Consider the following 20,589-nt stretch of genomic DNA (forward strand, 5'->3'; position numbering starts at 1 on the left):
AACCTCCTAGGGGAAACCCACCCCCCCCCCCGCCCCTGCCGGGGGGGGGGGGCCCCCCCCCCGGGGGGCCCCCCCCCGACGGCGTGCTGTGTCAGGTCAGCCGCCACAGATGGTCGGCCGTGCCGTTGTCGTCGAACTGCACGACCTGGGCACTGTTGGCCGTCGACATGCCGTCCACCCCCAGGACCTTCCCGCTGTGCCGGTTGCGGAGCAGGAACCAGCCCTCCCCCTGCTCCACCTTCTCCCAGCGCACATGTGCCTCCGCGCTGTCGGTGAACTGCACGGCCCTGGCCGAGTTGGCCGTTGAGGCTTGCTCGATGCCAAGAACCTTGCCGCTGTACCCGTTGCTTAGCGTGTACCGGCCCTCGCCCCGGTCGATGAGCTGCCACGCGTGGTCGCCGGTACCGGAGTTGTCGAACTGGACCACGCGCCCGCCGTCGTCCAGGGACATGTGGTCGACCGCCAGGACCTTGCCGCTGTGCCGGTTCTCGATGCGGCGGAAGGGTGGCTCAGGCGTCCAGGGGCTGCCGTCGGGAGCGGCCGTGGGGAATGAGGTGACGCGCAGGCGTGCAGCGCCCATCGGGATGAGCGTCACGTCCTCTTGCGTGCTGGTGGCACGGGCCGGGCTTTGCTGGAGCGGCGCCACCACGTGCTCGTCGTCCGCGACCCACTCCGCCAGGCGCCGGGCGCGGGCACGGATACGTACCGGTACGCCCTCGTGCGTGAAGGGGTCGCCCTTGAGCGGTCCGGGGTCGGCGGTGAAGGAGAGGCCGTCCGCCGGATCGGGGTCGAGCGCGTAGTTCCAAGGGGTGGTCGCGTGCACCGCCTGGTGCGGAAAATCGTCCGTGCCCGCGTACCGCTCGTACGATTCGCCGATGCGCAGGGAGTACGTCAGGGGGCCGTGGTCGACGCTGACCGCGCCGTTTCGCCAGGTGCGCACCGAGGTGCTCTGCGGCAGCCGCAGGGTTACGCGGTCCCCGTGGCGCCAAGTGCGCTCCACCTCGGCGAAGGCGGGCCCCTCCGCAGGCGCTCGCAGGCGGCGGCCGTTGACGGCGAGTCGGGGGCCTTCGCACCAGCCGGGTATGCGCAGGCGCAGCGGGAAACGCACCGGCTTGTCCAGGCTCAGGGTGAGGGTGATGGTCTCCTTGAAGGGGTAGTCGGTGTCCTCGGTGATCGTGACCGAGGTGCCGTCGCCGACCTTCGCCGTGACCGTGCACGGTGCGTACATCGCCGCTGCCAGGCCGCGGTCCGGGGTGGCGAGCCACAGCTCCTCGGTGAAGTAGGGCCAGCCCATGCCGTAGTTGTGCGGACAGCAGCGGTACTGGTCGACGCCTGGCTGGAAGGCCTGCATCGCGAACCCGTTCTGGAACTGCCCTTGAGTCTTGCGGGAGTTGTCGAGGTCGACGCTGTTGGCGCTGGTGACGTAGTGGACGCCCGATCCGGCGGGGTCGGTCGCCGCCGGCAGCATGTTGAAGGCCAGCTCCTCGCACAGGTCGGCCCACACGGGGTCGCCGGTGATGCGGGTGAGGAGTTCGTGACTGGCCATGAACTCGACGGTCCCGCAGGTCTCGAAGCCCTGGCGGGGGTCGCCGAAGCCGGGGCGGACGTTCTCGTCTCCCGCGAAGCCGCCGCCGGGGAACTGTCCGTACGTCCCGATCGCGGTCGCGTAGTTGCGGTAGGCCGCCCGGGTGTGGGTCTCCTTGCCGGAGCGCAGCGCGTACTGGGCGGGTTCGCGGAAGCCCTGGGCCACATTGACGTTGTGCCAGTCGGCGATGCCGCCCGCCCAGTCCACGCCATGGGTGTGCATTTTGTCGGCGAGATCGAGCAGGAAGCTCTCCCGGGTCCGGTTGTAGAGCCAGAAGGCGACGTCGAGGCCGTCGCCCCAGCGCTTGGAGACCCAGCTGGAGTCGAAGGCGCCGGGCCCTTGATCGTTCATGAAACGCATGAAGCGCAGCATGAGCGGCTCGATCCGCGTGTCCCCGGTGAACTCCTCGTGTGAGCGCAGCGCCTGGAGGAGCGGCAGGTAGGGCCAGAAGTCCGGGCCGCCGTTCAACTGGGTGCGCAGCCTTCTCGGGCCGAAGAATCCGTCCGCTTCCTGGGTGGCGATGATCGCGTCGATCCAGCGGCGGCTCTCCGCCAGGGCCGCGCGGTCCCGGGTGAGGGCGGCGAGATCGACGTAACCGCGCAGCCAGTACGTCACTTCCTCCCACCCCGCCTTGTCCGGGTGCACCCAGCCGGAGTCGTCGAACGCCAGGAAGTGGGAGATCTGCGCGTACCGCCCGAAAAGGCCGCCGAGCAGGAGGTCGAGCTGTCCGCGCAGCCAGCCGCGCGCGGTGACGCTGCCCACCGGCAGCTTCTGGGAGGCGGTGGGGGCCAGCGGTGCGACGTTGGGGCCGTACAGACCGCCGCGCGCTGGGGCCGCCGCGTGTGCGGTGGGACCGGTGACGGCGGTCATCCCGGCGGCCGCGCCGAGGGTGATCGCGCCGGAGCTGAGGAGAAAGTGGCGTCGGCCGAGCTGCGTCATGCGTACCGTCCCGTCGTTGTCCGTGTGCGTTGGTGTCTGCTGCCGCTCAAGGCGCTTTGCAACGTTGGAAAACTGAGGAGTGCGCGATCTCTATAACGTGGGAAACAGGGGCAGTTGGCATCTCAGCACCGTGGGACGGCATTGTCCAGAGGGGAGACTGAGACGCCCCGCTCACCAGTCGTGCACGGTCCCGTCCCGCAGTCGGTTGACCGGCAGATAGGCCGCCTCGTAGGGATGCGCCGCCGCCAGCTCCTCGTCCAGTTCCACACCGATGCCGGGGGCCTCCCCCGGATGCAAATGGCCGTCCGTGAACGTGTAGGCGTGCCGGAAGACCTCGTCGGTGAGGCGGGTGTGGCCGGAGTACTCCTGGATACCGAAGTTGTGCACGGCGAGGTCCAGGTGCAGGGCTGCCGCCATCCCCACCGGGGAGATGTCCTCGGGGCCGTGCACCGCGGTCTTGATCTGGTACTGCGCGGCGAAGTCGAAGAGCTTGCGCAGGGGCGTGACTCCTCCGAAGTGGGTGACCGCGGAACGCACGTAGTCGATCAACTGCTCGGTGATCAGGGTCTGGTAGTCGTACACGGTGTTGAAGACCTCACCTATGGCCAGCGGTGTCGAGGTGCGCCGCCGCACGAGACGCAGTGCCTCCTGATTCTCGGCCGGCGTGCAGTCCTCCAGCCAGAACGGCCGATACGGTTCCAGGTCCTTGCCGAGCCGGGCCGCCTGAACGGGGGTGAGCCGGTGGTGTGCGTCGTGCAGCAGCGGAAGCTCGGCGCCGAACTCCGCACGGACCGCCTCGAAGACGGTGGGCGTATGGCGCAGGTAGGCGTCGGTGTCCCAGTCCTCCACGAGGGGGCGGGCCTGCTGGTGCTGGACGGGGTCGCCGCCGCCGTCGGTGCTGTGCACGCCGTACACGGCCCTCAGGCCGGGGATGCCCGACTGGATGCGCACCGCCGGATATCCCTCGGCGAGCCTGGCCCTTACGGAGTCCAGGAGTTCGGGGATGTCGCGGCCGTTCGCGTGCCCGTAGGTACGGATACGCTCGCGGCTCGCGCCACCCAGAAGCTGGTAGAGCGGCAGACCCGCGGCCTTGGCCTTGATGTCCCACAGGGCGACGTCGACGGCGGCGATCGCGGCCATGGTGACGGGCCCGCGCCGCCAGTAGGCCCCGCGGTACAGGTACTGCCAGGTGTCCTCGATCCGGTGCGCGTCGCGTCCGGCCAGGAGAGGCAGCACGTGGTCGTCGAGGTAGCTGACGACGGCCAGTTCACGGCCGTTGAGGGTGGCGTCTCCGAGTCCGGTGATGCCCTCGTCGGTGGTCAGTTTTAGTGTGACGAAGTTGCGGTCCGGGCTGGTGACGATGACTTTCGCGTCAACGATTCTCATGTGCGGCTCTTTCCGGCGGGGTGGAAGTGACGTGTTCGTCCCTGGGGGGCCTGACGAGGTGGATAGCATCGCGCCTTGGGGATGCTCAAGGCCGATCGCACCGTTCTCAGGGCGGATCGAACCGTTCTTGAGCCACTCGCGCACGAAAAGGTCAGCACTCGTGATCCGGGGTGACCGCCCGGGACGGCAGCCCGCGCACCGCGCCGTCGCGGTGCCCGCACTCGGCGGACTCGCGGGCCCTGATGACGAAGGCGGATTCGGTATGCGCAGGGCACATTCGATGAGGCACAAGCTCGCCGTGCTGCTCGTGACGGCGGCCGCGGCGGCCGCCACCGGGGTGCCGGTCTCCACGGCGCACGCAGCCGACGGCTATGACCGGTGTCCCGCGGGTTCCTACTGCATGTTCTCGGGCCTCGACGGCACCGGCGACATGATCACCCTCAGGGGCAGCGCCCCCGACCTCGCGGCGCTGGGCATGGACGACCGGGCCAAGTCGGACTGGAACCGCACGGCCTCGACCATCTACCTGTGGTCCGACGCGAACTACTCCGGCTGTACGGTCGTGACCTCGTCCGGCCCGACCGGCAAGGGCAACTTCTTCCCCGCCTACCGCGACTTTCTGAGCTCGGTGCAATTCGACGGTCCTGGCGGCCCGAGCTGCGGCACGCCGCCCGGCGAGGGCGGCTGAGCGCGGCCGGTGGCCGCTTTCAGGACCGCCGAGTATCCCGCTCCCACGACTCCGGCTGCCAGAGTCCAGCGCGCCGCAGCGACTGAGAGCAGTGCAGGTATATCTCGTCTGTCTCGACGACGATCGCCAGCCGGGGCCGTTGCCCCTTGACGGTCATCGAGTCGAAGAACGGGGCGTCCGTCAGGATCCGGGCGCGGCCGTTGATGCGCAGGATGTCGCCGCTGCCCGGCACCAGGTGCAGCAGTCCCACGTGCGGGTTGCGCAGGATGTTGCGGAAGCTGTCGCCACGACGGTTGCCGGGCCGGTCGGGGAGGACGACGGTGCGTGCGTCGAGTGCGCGCACAAAACCCGGTGCGTCGCCCCGCGGGGACGTGTCGCAGTTTCCTTCCGCGTCCGACGTCGAGACGAGGCAGAACGGGGAACGGGCCAAGATTCCCAGGTCACCCTCGGTCAGTTCGTCATGCACCTTGTCGATGACGATCGGGTGCGGCTCGCCGAGCAGCTCGGTCAGCTCGTCTTCCGAGCCGAGCTCCTGCCAGGTGTGCGGCGCCGTGGCGCTACCGCTCAGGGGCGGAACGGTGGCGGGTGTCGCGGCGTCGGGCACGGGGCTCCTCAAAGGTCGGCGGGCAGGCGGACGGACCGATGATCCAGCCAGTAAGGCGCACCTTACTTGAAGGCGAATTCGCTGCTGAAAGGGGACCGGTGCACGCCCTGCCGCTCGTCGCGTTGATGCCGGCCATGGACGGGCGCGCTCGCCATGCCTGCCCCCGGACTCCCCCGGACCGACACCTGATCGCGTCGAAGCAGGCATGAATCCGCTCGGCCCTGCCTACCTTCTACGTATGGGAAATGTGTCGCATGAACCCGTCGCGCCGGACGGCGCGAACCCACTGCGCCGACTCTCACTGGAGCAGCTGCGGCGGCGTACGAGCATGAAGTGGCGGACCTACCCCGACGACGTGCTGCCGCTGTGGGTGGCCGAGATGGACGTCCCGTTGGCGGAGCCGATCGCCGAGGCGATCACCGCTGCCGTAGGGCTCGGTGACACCGGCTATCCCGCCGGGACGGCCTACGCCGAGGCGCTGGCCGGGTTCGCCCTCAAGCGCTGGGCCTGGGACGGGCCCGCGGTCGAGCGTACGGCGATCGTGCCCGACGTGATGCTCGGTGTCGTCGAGATGCTCAAGCTGGTCTCCGCGCCCGGTGACCCCGTCATCGTCAACTCCCCCGTCTATCCGCCCTTCTACCAGTTCGTCGGCAACCTCGACCGGCCCGTCGTCGAGGCGCCGCTCGGCCCGGACCTGCGCGTCGACTTCGCCGTGCTGGAGGACGTGTTCCGGCGTGCGGTACGACGTGCCGCGCGGCCGGTGTATCTGCTGTGCAGCCCGCACAACCCGACCGGGACCGTGCACACCGCCGCCGAGTTGACGCGGATCGCGCGCCTGGCGCGGGAGCACGGCGTACGTGTCGTGGTGGACGAGATCCATGCTCCGGTCGTGGCGGCAGGAGCGTCGTTCGTGCCTTTCCTGAGCGTGCCCGGAGCGGAGAACGGGCTGTCGTTGATGTCGGCGTCGAAGGCCTGGAACCTGGCCGGTATCAAGGCCGCCCTCGCCATCGCGGGGCCCGAGGCCGCCGACGACCTCGCCCGCATGCCCGAAGAGGTCAGCCACGGCCCCAGCCACTTGGGCATCATCGCCCACACGGCAGCTCTGCGCGACGGAGGTGACTGGCTCGACGCCCTGCTCTCGGGCCTCGACGAGAACCGCCGACTGCTGGCCGACCTGCTGGCGGAGCACCTGCCCTCCATCGGCTACACACCCGCGCAAGGCACGTTCCTGGCTTGGCTGGACTGCCGGGAGTTGGGCCTGGGCGATGACCCGGCCGAGGTATTCCTGCGGCGCGGGCGCGTCGCCCTGAATTCCGGCAACACCTTTGGAACCGGGGGTCAGGGCTTCGTCCGTCTCAATGTGGCCGCCTCACCTGAGGTGCTCACCGAGGCGGTCCGGCGGATGGGTTCAGCGGTCCCCTGAGGACCAGCGTCGCAGGTGATGCCCTTGCCAACTCCCGCACGACACATAGGTGCATACCTTTTGGCTCGTGACCCCATCAATTTCGAACGCGGTATCGAGTTGATGTGTGGGCGAGGGTCAGTTTTCCTTTCAGGTGTTTCCTCGGCGGACGCCAGAACGTAGCCTTCATGGCCCAACACATGAGTTACTGCAGTTGCAAGTTGGGCAGCCAACATTCAGGGGCACCTTGCATGTGCCCCCCATCAGGAGTGCTCAGTCGTGAGCACGATCCGCCATCCGCACGACCGCGTGCGCTCACGAAGAGGTCACTGACATGTCAGACGTTCAGCCGGAAACAGCCGGAGTTCAGGCCCAGTACGCCACCCGCGTGGCCGAGGATCTGGAGAGCAACCGCAAGGAACAAGAGCGCGTCGGGGCTGAGCTCGCAGCACTGCAGGCGCAGCTGCAGACGCTGGAGGACGACCACGCGGTGTTGCTGAGCATGCAGCAGGCGCTCGGCTCCTCCGGAGCGCCGACGGCCACCGCGAAGGCGACGGCGAGCCGCGCGTCAACCGGCAAGAAGGCTGTACCCGCCCCACGGGCAAGTGCGAACAATTCCGGTGCGGCCCGAACGAAGAAGCCCGCGGCCGCCAAGGCCAAGAACAACGAAAAGGCCAAGGACAAGGCCGCCAAGAGTGCGCCCAAGGCCACCGCGAAGAAGTCCGCCGAAACGACGGGCGGGCCCACGCTTGTGGAGCTGATCGGCAACCACCTCAGCAGCCAGAAGGAGCCGCGCTCCGCCGCCGAGATCACCAACGCGCTCTCCCAGGAGCTCCCGGACCGCACCATCAAGACCACCGTGGTGCGCACCACGGTGGAGGGCCTGGTCGCCAAGGGCCGTGCCCAGCGCACCAAGCAGGGTTCCTCCGTCTTCTACACCGCGGTCGCCCCGGCGGACGCGGCAGCCGCACCCCAGCCGGAGGGCGCCGAGAGCTGAGTCACCTCTCGGCACGGTCCCGCGCACGGCGCCGCAGAAGGTCGGTCGCCGCGTCCGGCCAGGCGGCGTGCTCGAAGACGAAGCCCTCTTCGAGCAGCCGGCCGGGGATCACCCGGCGGCTCTTGAGGAGCAGTTCCGTGTCCGTGCGGATCACGAAGGCTCCGATCTCCGCCATCCACTTGGTGGCGGGAAGTCCCACCCGGACGCCTGCCGCGGCCCGTAGCGCGCGCATGAACGCGCGGTGCGGGAGTGGGCCGGGCGCGGACAGGTTCACGGGGCCGGTGATGTCGTCGCGGGCGATCAGGAACTCCACCGCGCGCACGAAGTCCTCGTCGTGGATCCAGGAGAGGTACTGCGCTCCGCCCGCGACCGGCCCGCCCAGACCCAGCCTCGTCATCCGCAGCAGGACGTCGAAGACACCGCCCCGGTCGGGGCTCATCACCATGGCCGCGCGCAGAGCGACCTTGCGGGTGTGCGGGGTGTCGGCGTCCTGCTGGGCGCGCTCCCAGTTCTTGGCGATCCGGACGCTGTACTCCCAGTAGTCCGGGACGCCGGTCTCCGTACCGCCGATGACACCGGTGGCCTCGTCGTGCGGTGCGTCGTGGCGGTGCGCGTAGATGGTGGCGGTGCTCATCTGCAGCCAGAGTGCGGGCGGCTTGGCCGAAGCGGCGATGGCCGCGCCGACCACCTCGGCGGACCGCACCCGCGAGTCCATCATGTCCCGCAGGTTGGCCTCGGTGTAGCGACAGCTCACACTGCGGCCCGCCAGGTTGACCACCACATCACTGCCGTCGATCTCGGCGGTCCAGGAACCAAGTGTCCGCCCGTCCCAGCCCACCTGACGCTCACGCCTGGGATGCCTGGTCAGTACGACGACCTCGTGCCCCGCGGCGGTCATCGCCCGCTCCAGGACAGCTCCGACCTGCCCGGTCCCTCCGGCCAGCACGACCTTCATCGGCTTCCCCCCCTCGCTCGGCGAGTACTCCGCCGGCCCGGCGGATACTCCGCGAGCCTGAGCCTAGACCTGGCCCAGCAGGCGCTGATGTGCGGGCTGTGGTCAGGGGCGGCGGGCCAGAAGGCCGTGCTCGCGGTCCGGCTCACGCGCCTTGATCGACTTTCGTGACGCGCATAGGCTCCCATGACCATGGAGATGGGGGAGCCTGGCCGCGGTCGCAGGCCAGGGCGCGAGCGGCCGTCCATGCGTCGTGCGATCGCGGTTTCACTGGCCACGGCAGCAGCACTGGCCACTCTGGGCGCGCTGCTGGTCGTCCTGCCGGGCGCGGTGGTCGACCACGACCTGGCCGGGGCGAGCGTGGCCCCGCAAGACCGGCTGAAAGCCGTCAACGACGTCCGTACGACACTTCTGCAGGCCGTGGGCGGCATGGTCCTGCTGTTCGGTGCGTACGCCACCTGGCGCCAACTCCGCGTCAGTCAGGACGGCTTGCGTGCCACCCAGGAGGGCCATGTCACCGACCGGTTCAGCACGGCCGTCGATCAGCTCGGCAGTGACAAGCTGCAAACACGCATCGGTGGGCTCCACGCGCTGTGGCGGATCGCGGAGCACTCCGCCCGGGACCGGGAGGCCGTCATCTCCATCCAGGCCGCGTACTTGCGCACGCACCTGCCCTGGCCACCCGCCGGACCGGAAGCTCCGCCGTCGGACGCGCCCATCAACGACGTGGCGCCGCTGGAGGTCCGCGCAGCCGACGCCCAGGTGGCGCTGACCGGGCTCGGCGTGTTGTTGCTGCAACCCCGGGAGCATTCCTGGCTCAACCTCAGCGTCACGGACTTGCGCCGAGCCGACTGCGACGGGCTGTGGCTGCATGAGGTCAACTTTGACCGTTCCTGCATGGAGGCGGCAGGCCTGTACCACGCCAAACTGACGCAGGCGTCCCTCGTCGCGGTCAACCTGCGCCACGCCGACCTCACGACGGCGATCCTGCGCCGGGCCCGCTGCGTACTCGCCGACCTACGAGGCGCACGCCTGGTCGAAACCGACCTGCGTGACGCGGACTTCACCGGAGCCGACCTACGCGAGGCGAACCTGCGCAAGGCCGACGCGGGCCACGCCGTCTTCCACGGGGCCGACCTGCGGCTGGCCGACCTACGTGGCTCCGACCTGAGCACGGCCGACCTGCGACAGGCACGGCTGACCGGCGCGATGGCGAGCGAACTCACACGCTGGCCGGCAGATTTCGACCACTCCGGCGCAGGCGTGATGCTCGCCGAGGACCCCGGGCCCGAGCCTCCTCCACTGCTGCAGCCCCCCGGCATCACCACGCAGCACCCACCCCTGCGGTCCATGGCGTGACGGCACCCCCCGAAGCCGTCGCCTCGTCGACTCTGCCGTCGGCAGATCCCTCGAAGGACGGGGCGGGGGGCTGCGAGGCTGGAGCGATGGAGAAGCAAGTGGCCGTTCGGCGGCTCGACCTGGGGTACATCGTGCGACCGGCAGCAGAAGCCGGAACGGACCGGCCGCGCGTTGAGCCCGTACTCGGATATCTGGTGCGGCACGAGCACGGGCTGCTCCTCTTCGACACCGGCATCGGCGCCGTCGATCCCGCAACCGAGAGCCACTACCGGCCCCGCCGCAGACCGCTCGAGGCCGCGCTCGCGGACGCGGGCCTCACCCCCGCCGACGTCTCCGTGGTGGTGAACTGTCATCTGCATTTCGACCACTGCGGCGGCAACCCACTGTTCAACGGCACCCCCATCGTGGTGCAGACGACCGAGCTGGCCGCTGCCCGTGGCGGTGGCTACACCATGGACGCACTCGTCGACTGCCCCGGCGCCACCTACAGGGAACTCACCGGTGAGGCGGAACTGTGGCCCGGCGTCTGGATCATCCCCACTCCCGGCCATACCGAGGGGCATCAATCGCTGGTGATCCGGCAAGCTGACGGCACCGTCGTCCTGGCCGGCCAAGCACACGATTTCGCGTCCGACTTCGCCTCGGAACACATGGCTCACCGGGCGACCCAGGACGGCCTCGAGCCACCCCTGCCTGCCTACCGGCCCTGGATGGAACGGCTCACCGCATTCGACCCGCGCAGAGTGCTCTTCGCGCACGACAGCTCCGTGTGGGAGCCCTCAGTGCCGGATCAGGCCGCCCACCCGACGCCCACCCCGATGAGTTCCTGCCGCGCCACGGGTCTTCCCTTGACCGACACTGGGACCGAGCAAAGGAACAGCCGTGAACGATGATGTCTGGTCGATGGTCCACACGGAGCGCGCAGCGCTGGTCGAGGATCTCGCGCACCTCGACGACAAGCAGTGGGACCACCCCTCCCTGTGCGAGGGCTGGACCGTGCACGACGTGGTCGCCCACCTGGTCGACACGGCTCGCACCACGCGTTTGGGTTTCGTGGGCGGCATGATCCGTGCGCGTTTCGACTTCGACCGTCAGAACGCACGCGGGGTGCGGCGCCGGCGCGGCGCCTCACCACAGGAGACCTTGGAGCGCCTGCGTCAGGTGACCACGCGCACCTCGGCCCCTCCGGCGCCCCTCGACACCCGGCTCGTCGAGGAGGTCGTACACGGCGAGGACATTCGTCGCCCCTTGGGCCTCACCCACACCTACCTGCCGGAGGCCGTCATCAGATCACTCCGCCTGCAGGCTCGTACGTCGGCGTCCTTCGGCGGAGCCAAGGAGGCGGTCGCCGCACTGCAACTGGCTCCCACCGACGCCGACTTGACGATCGGCGAGGGCCCACAGGTACACGGAACCGCCCTCTCCCTGCTGCTGGCCATCTCCGGACGCAAGGAAGCGCTGGCCGAGCTGGACGGCCCGGGAGCCGCCACGCTGAGGGCAGGCGCCTGACGGCCACCGGTCGACGGGCAGGATCTCTACAGGACCGGCGGGCCCTGCTCGACGCGGCGCAGCACGGGCTCGAACCGGTCAAGTCCGTCGCTGGTCTGGATCTGCCGCTCGTCCCACCAGGTGGCTCCCGCTTCGGCCAACGGGCCGATCAGGTCACGGGCCTTGGCCGCGTCCCCGCCCGGCGACGCACCGCCCAGGACGATGTCGAAGGGAGTGCCGGACCGGTCCTCGCGCTGCTTTCCCACATAGGCCACCAGATCCTGGACCTGGCTGATCGGCGGCACATGTCCGTGCTTGGCGTCGGTGAACAGCGGGACCGCGCCGTCCCAGCGGGCAGCCCTGCGCATGGGCGGACGGTTCGGCCAGAAACCGGCGACCCAGATCGGCGGCCCGGGGCGCTGCGCTGTGGCCGGCAGCAGCGTCACGTCGCGCGCCTGGTAGTGGCGTCCGTCGTGGTTCACCGGCTCGCCCGACCAGTAGCGCCGCAACAGGTCCAGGCCCTCGTCGAGGCGCTCGGCCAGCACCTTGGGGTCGGTGGTGTCGCCGAAGCTCGCGTACTCGTCCTCGATGGGGCCGCCGAGGCCCGCGCCGAAGGTGACCCGGCCGCCGCTCAGGACGTCCAGGGTCGCCACCTGGCGGGCGAGCTGCTGCGGGCGCCGCCGCGCGACCGGCGTGACCAGCGTGCCCAGCCTGATCCGGGAGGTCGCCAGCGCGGCGGCGGTCAGCAGCATCCAGGGGTCTCCGAAAGGCCTGCCCGCGTGTTTGCGATGCAGCACGTGATCCCAGACGAACAGTCCGTCCCATCCTGCTTGTTCCGCTGCCACGGCCAACTTCGCCACGGTCCTGGGGTCTGCGAAGTCACCGAAGTTCGGGATGTTGACCGAGAATCGCATCCCCGCATCCTGCTCCAGGACGCCACGACCGGCAACCGCGCGTACGTCTCATGGCCGCGTCAGGAGAAGGCGTCCGCGAAGGCCGCGGTGGGCAGCGGCCCGCAGGTGTCCTCCCAGGCGATGTGGATTCCCAGTTCGTCCTCCAGGAAGCCGAGGAAGGCCCTGTCGGCTGTCTCCTCACCGGTGTAGGCGAATCCGGGTACCTCTTCCTCCGCCTCGGCGGCCCCCGGGCCCGCCGCTTCCTGAGGTTCGTAGTCGCTCAGTACCTGCCCGTCGCGAGCATGGCCCACCCGCTGCATGCCTGCGCCGGAGCTGAAGACGGTGTACGCCCGCGTGCCGCGCGAGAGTTCTCCCAGGTGGTTGCGCGAACGAGAGGTGAAAGCCTCGATGGCGTACGCCCAGCCGGGGATGGCCCCGGCCCGCACAATCGTCTCCGGGTGCGACAGGAACCCGGCCTCGGTCAGCCGGGTCACCAGGTCGTCGTCTTCCCAGTCGAGGAATTCCAGATCGCTGAGATGACCGTCCTCCGGCCGCACCGAAAGCTCTGAGACCGCCAGGTCGGTCAGCTCGTGGATGTGGTGGGGCTTCGCTCCGATCCGCACCAGCAGTTCCCGCGGCGTGATGCCCTGGCACAGGGTGAAGGTGTAGCTCCCGTCGTACCCGTTCGCTATCCAGCGCAGCCCATGGTCCACTTCTTGTCCTTCCGCCGGTTGATGCCCCGTCACACAAGCTCGGCGAGCCGGTCCACCTGGTCGGGGTCGAGGCCGTAGCAGTACAGCATGACCTCGTCGGCGCCCAGGTCGGCGAAGCGGGTGAGTGCGTCGCGGATGTCGCGCGGGGTGGTGCACAGGCCGGCGACCAAGCGGTCGGGCATGCCGGTGAAGGCGTAGTACGCGTGCATGTTCCTGCCGGCGTCCTCGATCACCTCGTCCGGGCCGAGCGCGACGTTGATCTGGGCGACGATGCGCGGTTCACCGTCGCGGTCGTACTGCTTCCAGTACATGCGGGCGGTGTCGAACAGCCCGCCTGCCCAGGCGGGCGGCGCGGCGGCGAGGAAGCCGTCGCCCCAGCGTGCGACGCGTTCGATCGCGGCGGGCTTGAAGCCGCCGAAGAGCACCTCGGGGCCGCCCGGCCTGGCGGGCGCGGGGCCGATCGGGCCGATGCCGGCGCCGTACGGTTCGCCGGACCACAGGCGGCGCATGACGGCCATCTGCTCGTCGAGGCGTCGGCCCCGCGTGTGGAGGTCGATGCCGGTGACCTGATGGTCGTCCTCGCGGCCACCGACGCCGAGGCCGAGGACCAGCCGCCCGCCGGACATCCGGTCCAGGGTGGCGGCCTGCTTGGCGAGGAGGGCGGTGTCGCGCAGTGGGGCGAGCAGGACCTCGCTCTGGACGCGGATGCGCGAGGTGGCGCCGGCGAGCAGAGCCAGGGCGACCAAGGGCTCGGGGTTGTCGTAGACGAGCCGGTCGAGCAGGCCGAGGGTGCTGAAGGGGCCCGCGTCGGCGCGCTGGGCCCAGGTGAGCAAGGTGGCGGGGTCGCCGATGGGCAGACCGATACCGACGTCCATGAAGGAAGCCTCCGGAGGAAGGGTCGACAAAGAAACTGCCGCCTCCCCTGCACCTCAGTGAGGTGGGACGCTCCCGCTCTGCGGCGTGCTTCTGGGGAACGTCTCGTCGAAGTGAGTTCACTCTAGGGTCCGGTGGTGCGGTGGGCCAAGCGGATTATGGAGACGCGCAGGAGACGCGGACGCGACAGGTCCGGGTGCTCCACAATCCGCTTCACGCGCCCCTCGCGGGCCGGGCTCAGCGGTGGATTGCCGCGCCGGGCCCGAGCGGCAGGCCCAGGCCGTAGAAGAGGCCGAGGACCGCGAGCCAGGCGATCAGGAACGGGACCACGAACACCGAGAGCCTCGACAGGACCGTGCCGAGCTGCGCCCCGGGTTCGTAGCGGCGCAGGATGGTCAGCATCAGGAAGACATACGGATTGAGCGGCGTGATCATCTGGGTCGCCGAGTCACCGATCCTGAACGCCGCCTGCGTGACGGCGGGTTCCATGCCGATGAGCATGAACGCGGGGACGAAGACCGGCGCGACCAGGGACCACAGGGCCGAGCCCGAGGTGACGAACAGGTTCAGGACGCAGACCAGGAGGACGAACAGGACCAGGCCCGTGAAGCCGGTCAGGCCCGCGGACTGAAGGAGGTTGGCGCCGTTGACCGCGAGCAGGGTGCCGACGTTGGACCAGTCGAAGACGCCGATGACCTGGGATATCACCAGGATCAGGACGATGTAGCCCGACATCCCGGTGATCGACTCGGCCATCATGCGGGGCGCGTCGTCGGCGCGCTTGAGTGTGCCGACGGTGCGGCCGTAGACGATGCCTGCCAGGACGAACGCGACGAACAGCAGCGGCACGATGCCGTCGAGGACCGGTGAGGGGACCAGTGCCCCGCCCTCGCCGCGCAGCGGGGAACCCGGCAGCAGCCAGCAGGTGACCACGACGGCCGCGTACAGCAGGACGGCGACGCCCGAGCGCAGCAGGCCGGTGCGCTGCCTGGCGTTCACGGTGACCGTGACAGCGGGCAGCGCGGTGGCCTCCTCCCCGCGCCCCTCGGGCTTCGCTTCCGCGTCGGATCCGCTGTGCGCATCGGCGTCCGGGTCCGGCTGCGGCAGCCGGGGTTCCAGGACGCGGGAGATCAGGAAGCCGCCGATCAGGGCGAGGATGCAGCTGGCCGCTGCGGTGTAGAAGTAGTTGATGAGGATGTGGGTGGGGGCGCTCTCGCCGCCCGGCACGACCGCGGCGGCCTGTTGCGTGATGCCGGTGTAGAGCGCGTCGAGCGCGCCGATCGAGAAGCCCGCCGCATAGCCCGCGCAGACGCAGGCGAAGCCGCCGATGAGGCCCGCGATCGGGTTGCGGCCCGCGTTCTTGAAGGCGAGCGCGGCAAGGGGCGGGATCACCAGGATCGCGACGTCGCTCATCAGGTGCGCCTGGCAGGACACGAAGGCGACCAGATAGGGCAGCAGTCGCCTGGGGGCTCGTGCGATGGAGGCGCGTACGGCGGTCTCGAGCAGGCCCGTCTTCTCGGCCACGCCGACCGCGGCCATCATCAGCAGGACGGTGCCCAGCGAGGGGAACCCGGTGAAGTTGGGGATGAAGTTTTCCAGCAGCCAGCGCACGCCCTCGCCGCTGAACAGCCCTTTGACCGCGAGGGTCTTGTCCTCCCCGGGCACCGTGACGGTGGTGTCGGCGGCGGCGAGGACCGTCGAGACCGTGCCGATGATCAGGAACAGGCCGAGGAAGAGCAGCACGGGGTGCGGCAGCTTGTTGCCCGCGCGCTCGATGCCGTTCAGGACCTTGTCGAGCACGGAACGCTGCGGCGGTCCGCCCGCCGGAGTCTTCGTGGGGGTGGCGGAGGTGCTCATCCGGCGGCTCCTCGAGATGGCGCGCCGTCGGCCGCGGGCACGGTCCGCGCCAGGCCGAGGGTGTCCTTGCGTACGGCGCCACGCTGGGCGACGAGCACGATGCGGGCGGGGTCGGCGAGCACGGAGATGTCCGCGAGTGGATCACCGTCACACATCACCAGGTCGCCGTGTTTGCCCGGTTCGAGGGTGCCGATCTCCGCGGAGAGGCCCAGGAGTTCGGCGGCGCTGCGGGTGCCCGCCTCGATGGCCCGTTGCGGGGTCATGCCCAGGGACACGAGATGGGAGAGCTCACGCAGGTTGCGGCCGTGCGGCACCATCGCGGCGTCGGTGCCCATCGCGATCCGCACGCCGTCGGCGATGGCCGCCGCGATGTTCTCCCGGGTGATGCCGGACCAGCGGACCTTCTTCTCGTAGTGGAAGGGCTGCATGGTCGAACGGTCGATGCCGTCGAACACCGTCGAGAGGGTCGGCACCACGAACGTGCCGTTCTCACCCGCCAGTTCGCGTGCCTGCGCGGTGAGGCCGTAGCCGTGCTCGACGCTGCTGACGCCGCCGCGGATCGCGTTCATGATGCCCGCGGTGCCCTGGGCGTGGGCCGCCACGGGACGGCCGCCGTGCCGGGCCACCTCGTCGACGACCGTGCGGATCTCCTCGACGGTCAGGCCCTCGTCGTCGGGCTGGTCGTAGGGGCTGCTCATGCCGCCGGTCGCACACACCTTGATCACGTCGGCGCCGGAGCGGAGCAGACGGCGCACCGCGACCCGTACCTCGTCCGGGGTGTCGGCGATCTCGCCCACCCCGGCGCTGGGGTCGAACCCGCACTCCGTGTGGAAGTCCGCGTGGCCGCCGGTGTGACTGAGGATGCGGACCGCCGTGTGCAGCCGGGGCCCCGCGGTCAGGCCCGCGGCCACCGCGTCCCGGTAACCGGCCGGCAGGCCGCCCAGGTCGCGGGCGGTGGTGATGCCCGCCTCCAGGGTGATGCGCAGCCGCTCGGCGGTGCGGAAGGTCTCCAGGGTCTGGTCGCTCTCGTGGCGGCGGACCATCTGCCGGGGCGATTCGATGGCGAGGTGGACATGGGTGTCGATGAAGCCCGGCAGGACCGTGCGTCCCGCCGCGTCCACGGTGCGGGCCCGGGCGGGCGCCTGCGGGGCGGTGGCGGCGGGCCCTGCGTGGACGATCGTGCCGTCCTCGTCGATGTCGATGACGGCGTCCGTGACGGGCGCCGCGCCGGTGCCGTCCACGAGGCGGGCTCGGATGATGCGCAAGGAGGAGAACGGTGCGTGGCTCATGGCCGACGATCCTCGGTATCAGGGATCACGACTCTGTAAAATCGCCGGAATCGTTCACCACGATGCCTCCTACGCAGGATTCGGCACGCCTCATGGACACGCAGATCGAGCAGGACACGCGCAACACCCAGGGCACGCAGCGGACGCACACCCTGGACGAACTCGACCTGGCCATCGTGCACGGCCTGCAGATCCAGCCCCGGGTGCCCTGGGTGCGGTTGGGCGAGGTGCTCGAGGTCGACGCGGTGACCGTCGCCCGCCGCTGGGAGCGCATGGTGCGCGCGGGCGTGGCCTGGGTCGACGGTTACCTCTCGCCCGGCCACGACGAGGGCGTCTACGCGCAGATCGAAATCGACATGGACGGGCGCCTGAGCGAGGACACCATCGGCCGGCTCGCCCGTGACCCGCAGGTGCTCAGCCTCAAGCAGACGTCGGGCGGGCGGGATCTGCTCGCGATCGTCGGTGCCGCCGACCTCGACGGTCTGGCCCGGCTCACCGGCGACCGGGTGTCGCAACTGCCCGGCGTGCGTGCCGTCCGCAGCCACGTCATCACCGCGGCACCCTTCGAAGGAGCCTCCTGGCGGCTGCGCAGTCTCACCCGCCGGCAGCGCGCCGCCCTGACGGTGGAGCGACCGTCGTTGCCCGCCGAGTCTCTGCGGCCCTTGGACCGCCAGATCGCTCTGGCGCTCGGCATCGACGGCCGGATGCCCCTGACGGAACTGGCCGCGGCCGTGGGCGCCTCCGCCGCCACCGTCCGGCGCCGGCTCCACGTCCTGACCGGTACGGGGCGGCTCTCGCTGCGCTGCGCGCTGGCCAGGCCGCTGACCGGTTTCCCGGTCTCGGTCGTCTACTTCGGGTCGGTGCCCGCCCAGCATCTCGACGAGACGGTGAGCGCGCTGCGCACCCTGCCCGGCCTGCGCATGTGCAGCATCACCGCGGGCGCCCACAACCTGGTGCTCGACATCTGGCTGCCGACGCTGTCCGAGGTCCACACCACCGAGGCGCTGCTCAACAGCCGCCTGGCGCACCTGGATCTGCGGATCACGGAGCGCGCCGTGGTGCTGCGCACGGTCAAGCACGTGGGGCGGGTCCTTGACCGCAGAGGACACAGTGTGGGGTCGGCGCCGCTCAACTACTGGGACGCATAAGGGCGTTCGTCCCCGCCGCGCCGGTACCGGCCGTAGTGGTCGTACGCCTCACGCGCATCGGGGACGAAGTCCTCGTGGCGCACCAGGTCAGCGAGTTCGCGCTCCGTCACCCAGGCGTGCCACGCGACCTCCGAGGGGTCAGGTCGCACCGGCTCCTTCACCACGACCTCGTGCAGGCCGAGCCAGTACGGGCTGATCACCCCCGCGCAGCGGAACTTGAGCACGAACCGAGGCTGCCCCCGCACGCCGAGCTCTTCCGCGAGTTCCCGCGCGGCGGCCTCTTCGTAGGACTCACCCGCGTCGGCGGCCCCACCCATCATCCAGTTGAACTGGCCCGGGAAGCGCGACATGTCGTCGGGGCGACGGTGCACGAAGATCCGTCCGGCCGGGTCACGGCACACGATGGTCGCCACCCGGTGCAGCCACTTGTTCCGTATCGCCTCGGCCCTGTCGACGACGGCCAGCACTTCGTCCTGCTCGTCGACGCGTTCCACCCATTCACTCATGCCCCACACGATCGCAGGGCGGATCACCCCCATGGATTGGCTTGAGCAACTTGCAAAATATATAGACCGGTCTATTCTCTCAGCATGAGAAGAACAGGGTACGGAGCCGACACGGGTTCAGGCGACCGGCACGCACTGGTACTGGGCGCAAGCGGCTTCATCGGGCGCCACTTGGTGCTCGCGCTCGGCCGGAGCGGGGCCAGGGTGAGCGCGGGCAGCCGGAGTACGGACTCTCACTTACGACTGGTGGGGTGGTTGGCGGAGCACGGGCATGACCAGGCACCGGCCGACCTGAGGGTTGATTACAGCAAGGCGTCGCTGATTGCCGCGCGCGAGGGCGCGTTCGACGACATCACCGAGATCTACAACTGCGCGGGCGCCTACCGGTTCGGGATGTCGGTGGACGAGGCCCGCCGCGCCAACGTGGACAGCGTCCGCGCGGTCGTCGCGTTCGCGGCGCGCCTGCCGAACCTGCGTCGCCTGGTTCAGGTCTCCGGGTACCGCGTGGGCGGGCAGCCCCCCGTCCTGTGGGACGAGGAGCAACGGCGGGAGAAGTACCGGGCGTTGGGCGCCTACGAAGCGTCCCGGGCCGAGGCGGATGCCGCTTTCCAGGCCGATGCGGACCGGTTGGGTGTCCCCTGGAGCATCGTCAACCCGTCCAGCGTGATCGGAGACAGCGCCTCCGGGGAGTCGGACCAGTACCTGGGCCTTGCCTCCAACCTGAAAGACATCTGGCAGGGCTCACTGCCGGCGCTGCCGGGAAACGGGCGGACGTTCGTGCCCGTGGTCGCGGCGGACTACCTCGCCCGGTTCATGACGCTGCTCCCGACGGACGCAGAAACCCAACGCGGCGCGTACTGGCCCCTGGCCGACGACACACCCGCCCTGCCCGACCTGCTCACGCTCATCGCGGAGCACTACGGTGTCACGGCTCCCCGGACACGTATCCCGGTACCCCTGCTCAAGCGGCTGCCCCGACGGCTCACCCAGGCTGATCCGGAAACCCTGACCTTCCTGTCCGCCGACCGCTACCCGACCGCACCGGCCCGCGCTTTCGCCGCCCGGCACGGACTCACCATGCCCGACACCCTCACGACGATCCACCGCTGGGCCGACCACCTGGCAGCCCACCGCTTCGGCGAAGCCCCGCCAGGCGACCGGCGGTTCACCGCACACGACGGCATACGGACCTTCGAGCTCGGCCAGGCGGGAGCCCCCACGGTGGTGCTGCCCGGCCTGCCGGTCAACGCCGACACCTGGGCGCCGGTCGTCGCATCGGTCGGCGATGCCCGCGCCGTCGACCTGCCCGGCCTGGGGATGAGCGCGGGACGCCCGCAGGACTGGCCGGCCTGGCTGCGCGCACTGGTGACAAAGACCGGCGCCCGGCACCTCGTGGGCCATTCCATCGGCGGCGCGGCAGCCGTGGAAGCCGCGATCGCCCACCCCGGTGCAGTAGACCAACTCACGCTGGTAGCCCCGTTCTTCCTCCAGACACCCGCACCCCGCACCACCAGGTGGACGCCCCTGACCCGCCGGCATGTGAGCCGGACGACCGCGCAGGCGTTGTCCAGGAGACTGACCGGCACCGCGGACCAAACAGGCGCGCTGCGCTCCGCTGTCGCGGACCTGCGCCGTGGCTCCGTCGCGGCCCACACCGCCCGGCTGCTGGCCCGTACTTCGCACCCACACTGGCGCGCGAACCTCCGGGCCGAACTGCGACGCTACCCGGGGCGCGTCCATATCGTCATCGGCTCCCATGATCCGCTCACAGCGCAGGGCCAGGCCCTGGTGGCCGCTCTCCCCCGGGCCACCGTGACGGTGCTCGCCGGGGCAGGTCACCATCCCCAGCTGACGCACCCGGAAGAGGTGGCCCGGGTCATCTCTCAGGGCCTGCGGTGACCCTGACGGCG

18 protein-coding genes are annotated in these 20,589 nt (G+C 70.1%); 8 read left to right on the forward strand and 10 right to left on the reverse strand.

Features of this window, described 5'->3' with window-relative positions:
• Window positions 1-91 precede the first annotated feature (91 nt).
• The gene (locus AB0M70_RS39760) at window positions 92-2,524 is read right to left on the reverse strand and encodes a beta-L-arabinofuranosidase domain-containing protein (protein WP_365828313.1); all 2,433 of its coding nucleotides are present in this window, start codon (window positions 2,522-2,524) and stop codon (window positions 92-94) included.
• Window positions 2,525-2,695: 171 nt separating this feature from the next.
• The gene (manD, locus tag AB0M70_RS39765; protein WP_365828315.1) at window positions 2,696-3,910 is read right to left on the reverse strand and encodes a D-mannonate dehydratase ManD; all 1,215 of its coding nucleotides are present in this window, start codon (window positions 3,908-3,910) and stop codon (window positions 2,696-2,698) included.
• A 160-nt stretch (window positions 3,911-4,070) separates the two neighbouring features.
• On the opposite strand from manD, the gene AB0M70_RS39770 reads away from it, so the two are divergent.
• Entirely contained in the window at window positions 4,071-4,598 is a 528-nt protein-coding gene (locus tag AB0M70_RS39770) for a peptidase inhibitor family I36 protein (protein ID WP_365828317.1), read from the forward strand.
• 19 nt (window positions 4,599-4,617) lie between these two features.
• Here the strand turns inward: AB0M70_RS39770 and AB0M70_RS39775 are convergent, their stop codons facing one another.
• Window positions 4,618-5,166 (reverse strand): MSMEG_1061 family FMN-dependent PPOX-type flavoprotein, encoded by a 549-nt coding sequence (locus AB0M70_RS39775; protein WP_365828503.1) that lies wholly within the window; start codon window positions 5,164-5,166, stop codon window positions 4,618-4,620.
• A gap of 274 nt (window positions 5,167-5,440) precedes the next feature.
• Here AB0M70_RS39775 and AB0M70_RS39780 point away from each other — a divergent pair, with 274 nt between their 5' ends.
• Together AB0M70_RS39780 and AB0M70_RS39785 are read left to right on the forward strand one after the other, a co-directional pair.
• On the forward strand, window positions 5,441-6,625 hold the full coding sequence (locus AB0M70_RS39780) for a MalY/PatB family protein (protein WP_365828319.1): 1,185 nt from the start codon (window positions 5,441-5,443) through the stop codon (window positions 6,623-6,625).
• 313 nt (window positions 6,626-6,938) lie between these two features.
• Window positions 6,939-7,601: a BlaI/MecI/CopY family transcriptional regulator gene (locus tag AB0M70_RS39785; RefSeq protein WP_365828321.1), complete on the forward strand. Its 663-nt coding sequence runs from the start codon at window positions 6,939-6,941 to the stop codon at window positions 7,599-7,601.
• Between the two features lies 1 nt (window position 7,602).
• On the opposite strand, the gene AB0M70_RS39790 is transcribed toward AB0M70_RS39785, so the two are convergent.
• Window positions 7,603-8,556 carry a TIGR01777 family oxidoreductase gene (locus tag AB0M70_RS39790; RefSeq protein WP_365828323.1) on the reverse strand — a complete coding sequence of 318 codons (954 nt, stop codon included), beginning with the start codon at window positions 8,554-8,556 and terminating at the stop codon, window positions 7,603-7,605.
• Between the two features lie 243 nt (window positions 8,557-8,799).
• Here AB0M70_RS39790 and AB0M70_RS39795 point away from each other — a divergent pair, with 243 nt between their 5' ends.
• From AB0M70_RS39795 to AB0M70_RS39805, 3 genes are all read left to right on the forward strand, one after another.
• The gene (locus tag AB0M70_RS39795) at window positions 8,800-9,912 is read left to right on the forward strand and encodes a pentapeptide repeat-containing protein (RefSeq protein WP_365828325.1); all 1,113 of its coding nucleotides are present in this window, start codon (window positions 8,800-8,802) and stop codon (window positions 9,910-9,912) included.
• Window positions 9,913-9,998: 86 nt separating this feature from the next.
• Entirely contained in the window at window positions 9,999-10,805 is an 807-nt protein-coding gene (locus AB0M70_RS39800; RefSeq protein ID WP_365828327.1) for an N-acyl homoserine lactonase family protein, read from the forward strand.
• Between the two features lie 10 nt (window positions 10,806-10,815).
• Window positions 10,816-11,421, forward strand: coding sequence for a maleylpyruvate isomerase family mycothiol-dependent enzyme (locus AB0M70_RS39805; protein WP_365828505.1), 606 nt, complete (start codon window positions 10,816-10,818; stop codon window positions 11,419-11,421).
• Window positions 11,422-11,447: 26 nt separating this feature from the next.
• On the opposite strand, the gene AB0M70_RS39810 is transcribed toward AB0M70_RS39805, so the two are convergent.
• From AB0M70_RS39810 to AB0M70_RS39830, 5 genes are all read right to left on the reverse strand, one after another.
• Window positions 11,448-12,314: an LLM class flavin-dependent oxidoreductase gene (locus tag AB0M70_RS39810; protein WP_365828329.1), complete on the reverse strand. Its 867-nt coding sequence runs from the start codon at window positions 12,312-12,314 to the stop codon at window positions 11,448-11,450.
• Window positions 12,315-12,373: 59 nt separating this feature from the next.
• A complete protein-coding gene (locus tag AB0M70_RS39815; protein ID WP_365828331.1) occupies window positions 12,374-13,006 on the reverse strand; it encodes a DUF6461 domain-containing protein in 633 nt (210 codons plus the stop codon).
• Window positions 13,007-13,035: 29 nt separating this feature from the next.
• Complete coding sequence (locus tag AB0M70_RS39820) at window positions 13,036-13,881, reverse strand: LLM class flavin-dependent oxidoreductase (RefSeq protein ID WP_365828333.1); 846 nt, start codon at window positions 13,879-13,881, stop codon at window positions 13,036-13,038.
• A gap of 235 nt (window positions 13,882-14,116) precedes the next feature.
• Window positions 14,117-15,736, reverse strand: a complete 1,620-nt coding sequence (locus AB0M70_RS39825; RefSeq protein WP_365828335.1) for an AbgT family transporter — start codon at window positions 15,734-15,736, stop codon at window positions 14,117-14,119.
• The gene (locus AB0M70_RS39830) at window positions 15,733-17,025 is read right to left on the reverse strand and encodes an amidohydrolase family protein (protein ID WP_365828337.1); all 1,293 of its coding nucleotides are present in this window, start codon (window positions 17,023-17,025) and stop codon (window positions 15,733-15,735) included. Before AB0M70_RS39830 ends, AB0M70_RS39825 begins: the two co-directional genes overlap by 4 nt.
• 92 nt (window positions 17,026-17,117) lie before the next feature.
• On the opposite strand from AB0M70_RS39830, the gene AB0M70_RS39835 reads away from it, so the two are divergent.
• Window positions 17,118-18,173 carry an AsnC family transcriptional regulator gene (locus AB0M70_RS39835; RefSeq protein WP_365828339.1) on the forward strand — a complete coding sequence of 352 codons (1,056 nt, stop codon included), beginning with the start codon at window positions 17,118-17,120 and terminating at the stop codon, window positions 18,171-18,173.
• Here the strand turns inward: AB0M70_RS39835 and AB0M70_RS39840 are convergent.
• A complete protein-coding gene (locus AB0M70_RS39840; protein ID WP_365828341.1) occupies window positions 18,158-18,679 on the reverse strand; it encodes an NUDIX domain-containing protein in 522 nt (173 codons plus the stop codon). The two genes, AB0M70_RS39835 and AB0M70_RS39840, sit on opposite strands and share 16 nt — an antisense overlap.
• Window positions 18,680-18,763: 84 nt before the next feature.
• Between AB0M70_RS39840 and AB0M70_RS39845 the strand changes: the two genes are divergently transcribed.
• Window positions 18,764-20,578 carry an alpha/beta fold hydrolase gene (locus tag AB0M70_RS39845; protein WP_365828343.1) on the forward strand — a complete coding sequence of 605 codons (1,815 nt, stop codon included), beginning with the start codon at window positions 18,764-18,766 and terminating at the stop codon, window positions 20,576-20,578.
• Window positions 20,579-20,589 lie beyond the last annotated feature (11 nt).

It is taken from the genome of Streptomyces sp. NPDC051214 (assembly GCF_040682375.1).
GTDB lineage: Bacteria > Actinomycetota > Actinomycetes > Streptomycetales > Streptomycetaceae > Streptomyces.

Bases quoted from the DNA above. Each gene is read 5' to 3' on its own strand.
- AB0M70_RS39790 (WP_365828323.1), bottom strand. From the start codon at position 8,556: ATGAAGGTCGTGCTGGCCGGAGGGACCGGGCAGGTCGGAGCTGTCCTG.
- AB0M70_RS39795 (WP_365828325.1), top strand. From the start codon at position 8,800: ATGCGTCGTGCGATCGCGGTTTCACTGGCCACGGCAGCAGCACTGGCC.
- AB0M70_RS39785 (WP_365828321.1), top strand. From the start codon at position 6,939: ATGTCAGACGTTCAGCCGGAAACAGCCGGAGTTCAGGCCCAGTACGCC.
- AB0M70_RS39830 (WP_365828337.1), bottom strand. From the start codon at position 17,025: ATGAGCCACGCACCGTTCTCCTCCTTGCGCATCATCCGAGCCCGCCTC.
- AB0M70_RS39835 (WP_365828339.1), top strand. From the start codon at position 17,118: ATGGACACGCAGATCGAGCAGGACACGCGCAACACCCAGGGCACGCAG.
- AB0M70_RS39820 (WP_365828333.1), bottom strand. From the start codon at position 13,881: ATGGACGTCGGTATCGGTCTGCCCATCGGCGACCCCGCCACCTTGCTC.
- AB0M70_RS39760 (WP_365828313.1), bottom strand. From the start codon at position 2,524: ATGACGCAGCTCGGCCGACGCCACTTTCTCCTCAGCTCCGGCGCGATC.
- AB0M70_RS39810 (WP_365828329.1), bottom strand. From the start codon at position 12,314: ATGCGATTCTCGGTCAACATCCCGAACTTCGGTGACTTCGCAGACCCC.
- AB0M70_RS39840 (WP_365828341.1), bottom strand. From the start codon at position 18,679: ATGAGTGAATGGGTGGAACGCGTCGACGAGCAGGACGAAGTGCTGGCC.
- manD (WP_365828315.1), bottom strand. From the start codon at position 3,910: ATGAGAATCGTTGACGCGAAAGTCATCGTCACCAGCCCGGACCGCAAC.
- AB0M70_RS39825 (WP_365828335.1), bottom strand. From the start codon at position 15,736: ATGAGCACCTCCGCCACCCCCACGAAGACTCCGGCGGGCGGACCGCCG.
- AB0M70_RS39800 (WP_365828327.1), top strand. From the start codon at position 9,999: ATGGAGAAGCAAGTGGCCGTTCGGCGGCTCGACCTGGGGTACATCGTG.
- AB0M70_RS39805 (WP_365828505.1), top strand. From the start codon at position 10,816: ATGGTCCACACGGAGCGCGCAGCGCTGGTCGAGGATCTCGCGCACCTC.
- AB0M70_RS39845 (WP_365828343.1), top strand. From the start codon at position 18,764: ATGAGAAGAACAGGGTACGGAGCCGACACGGGTTCAGGCGACCGGCAC.
- AB0M70_RS39780 (WP_365828319.1), top strand. From the start codon at position 5,441: ATGGGAAATGTGTCGCATGAACCCGTCGCGCCGGACGGCGCGAACCCA.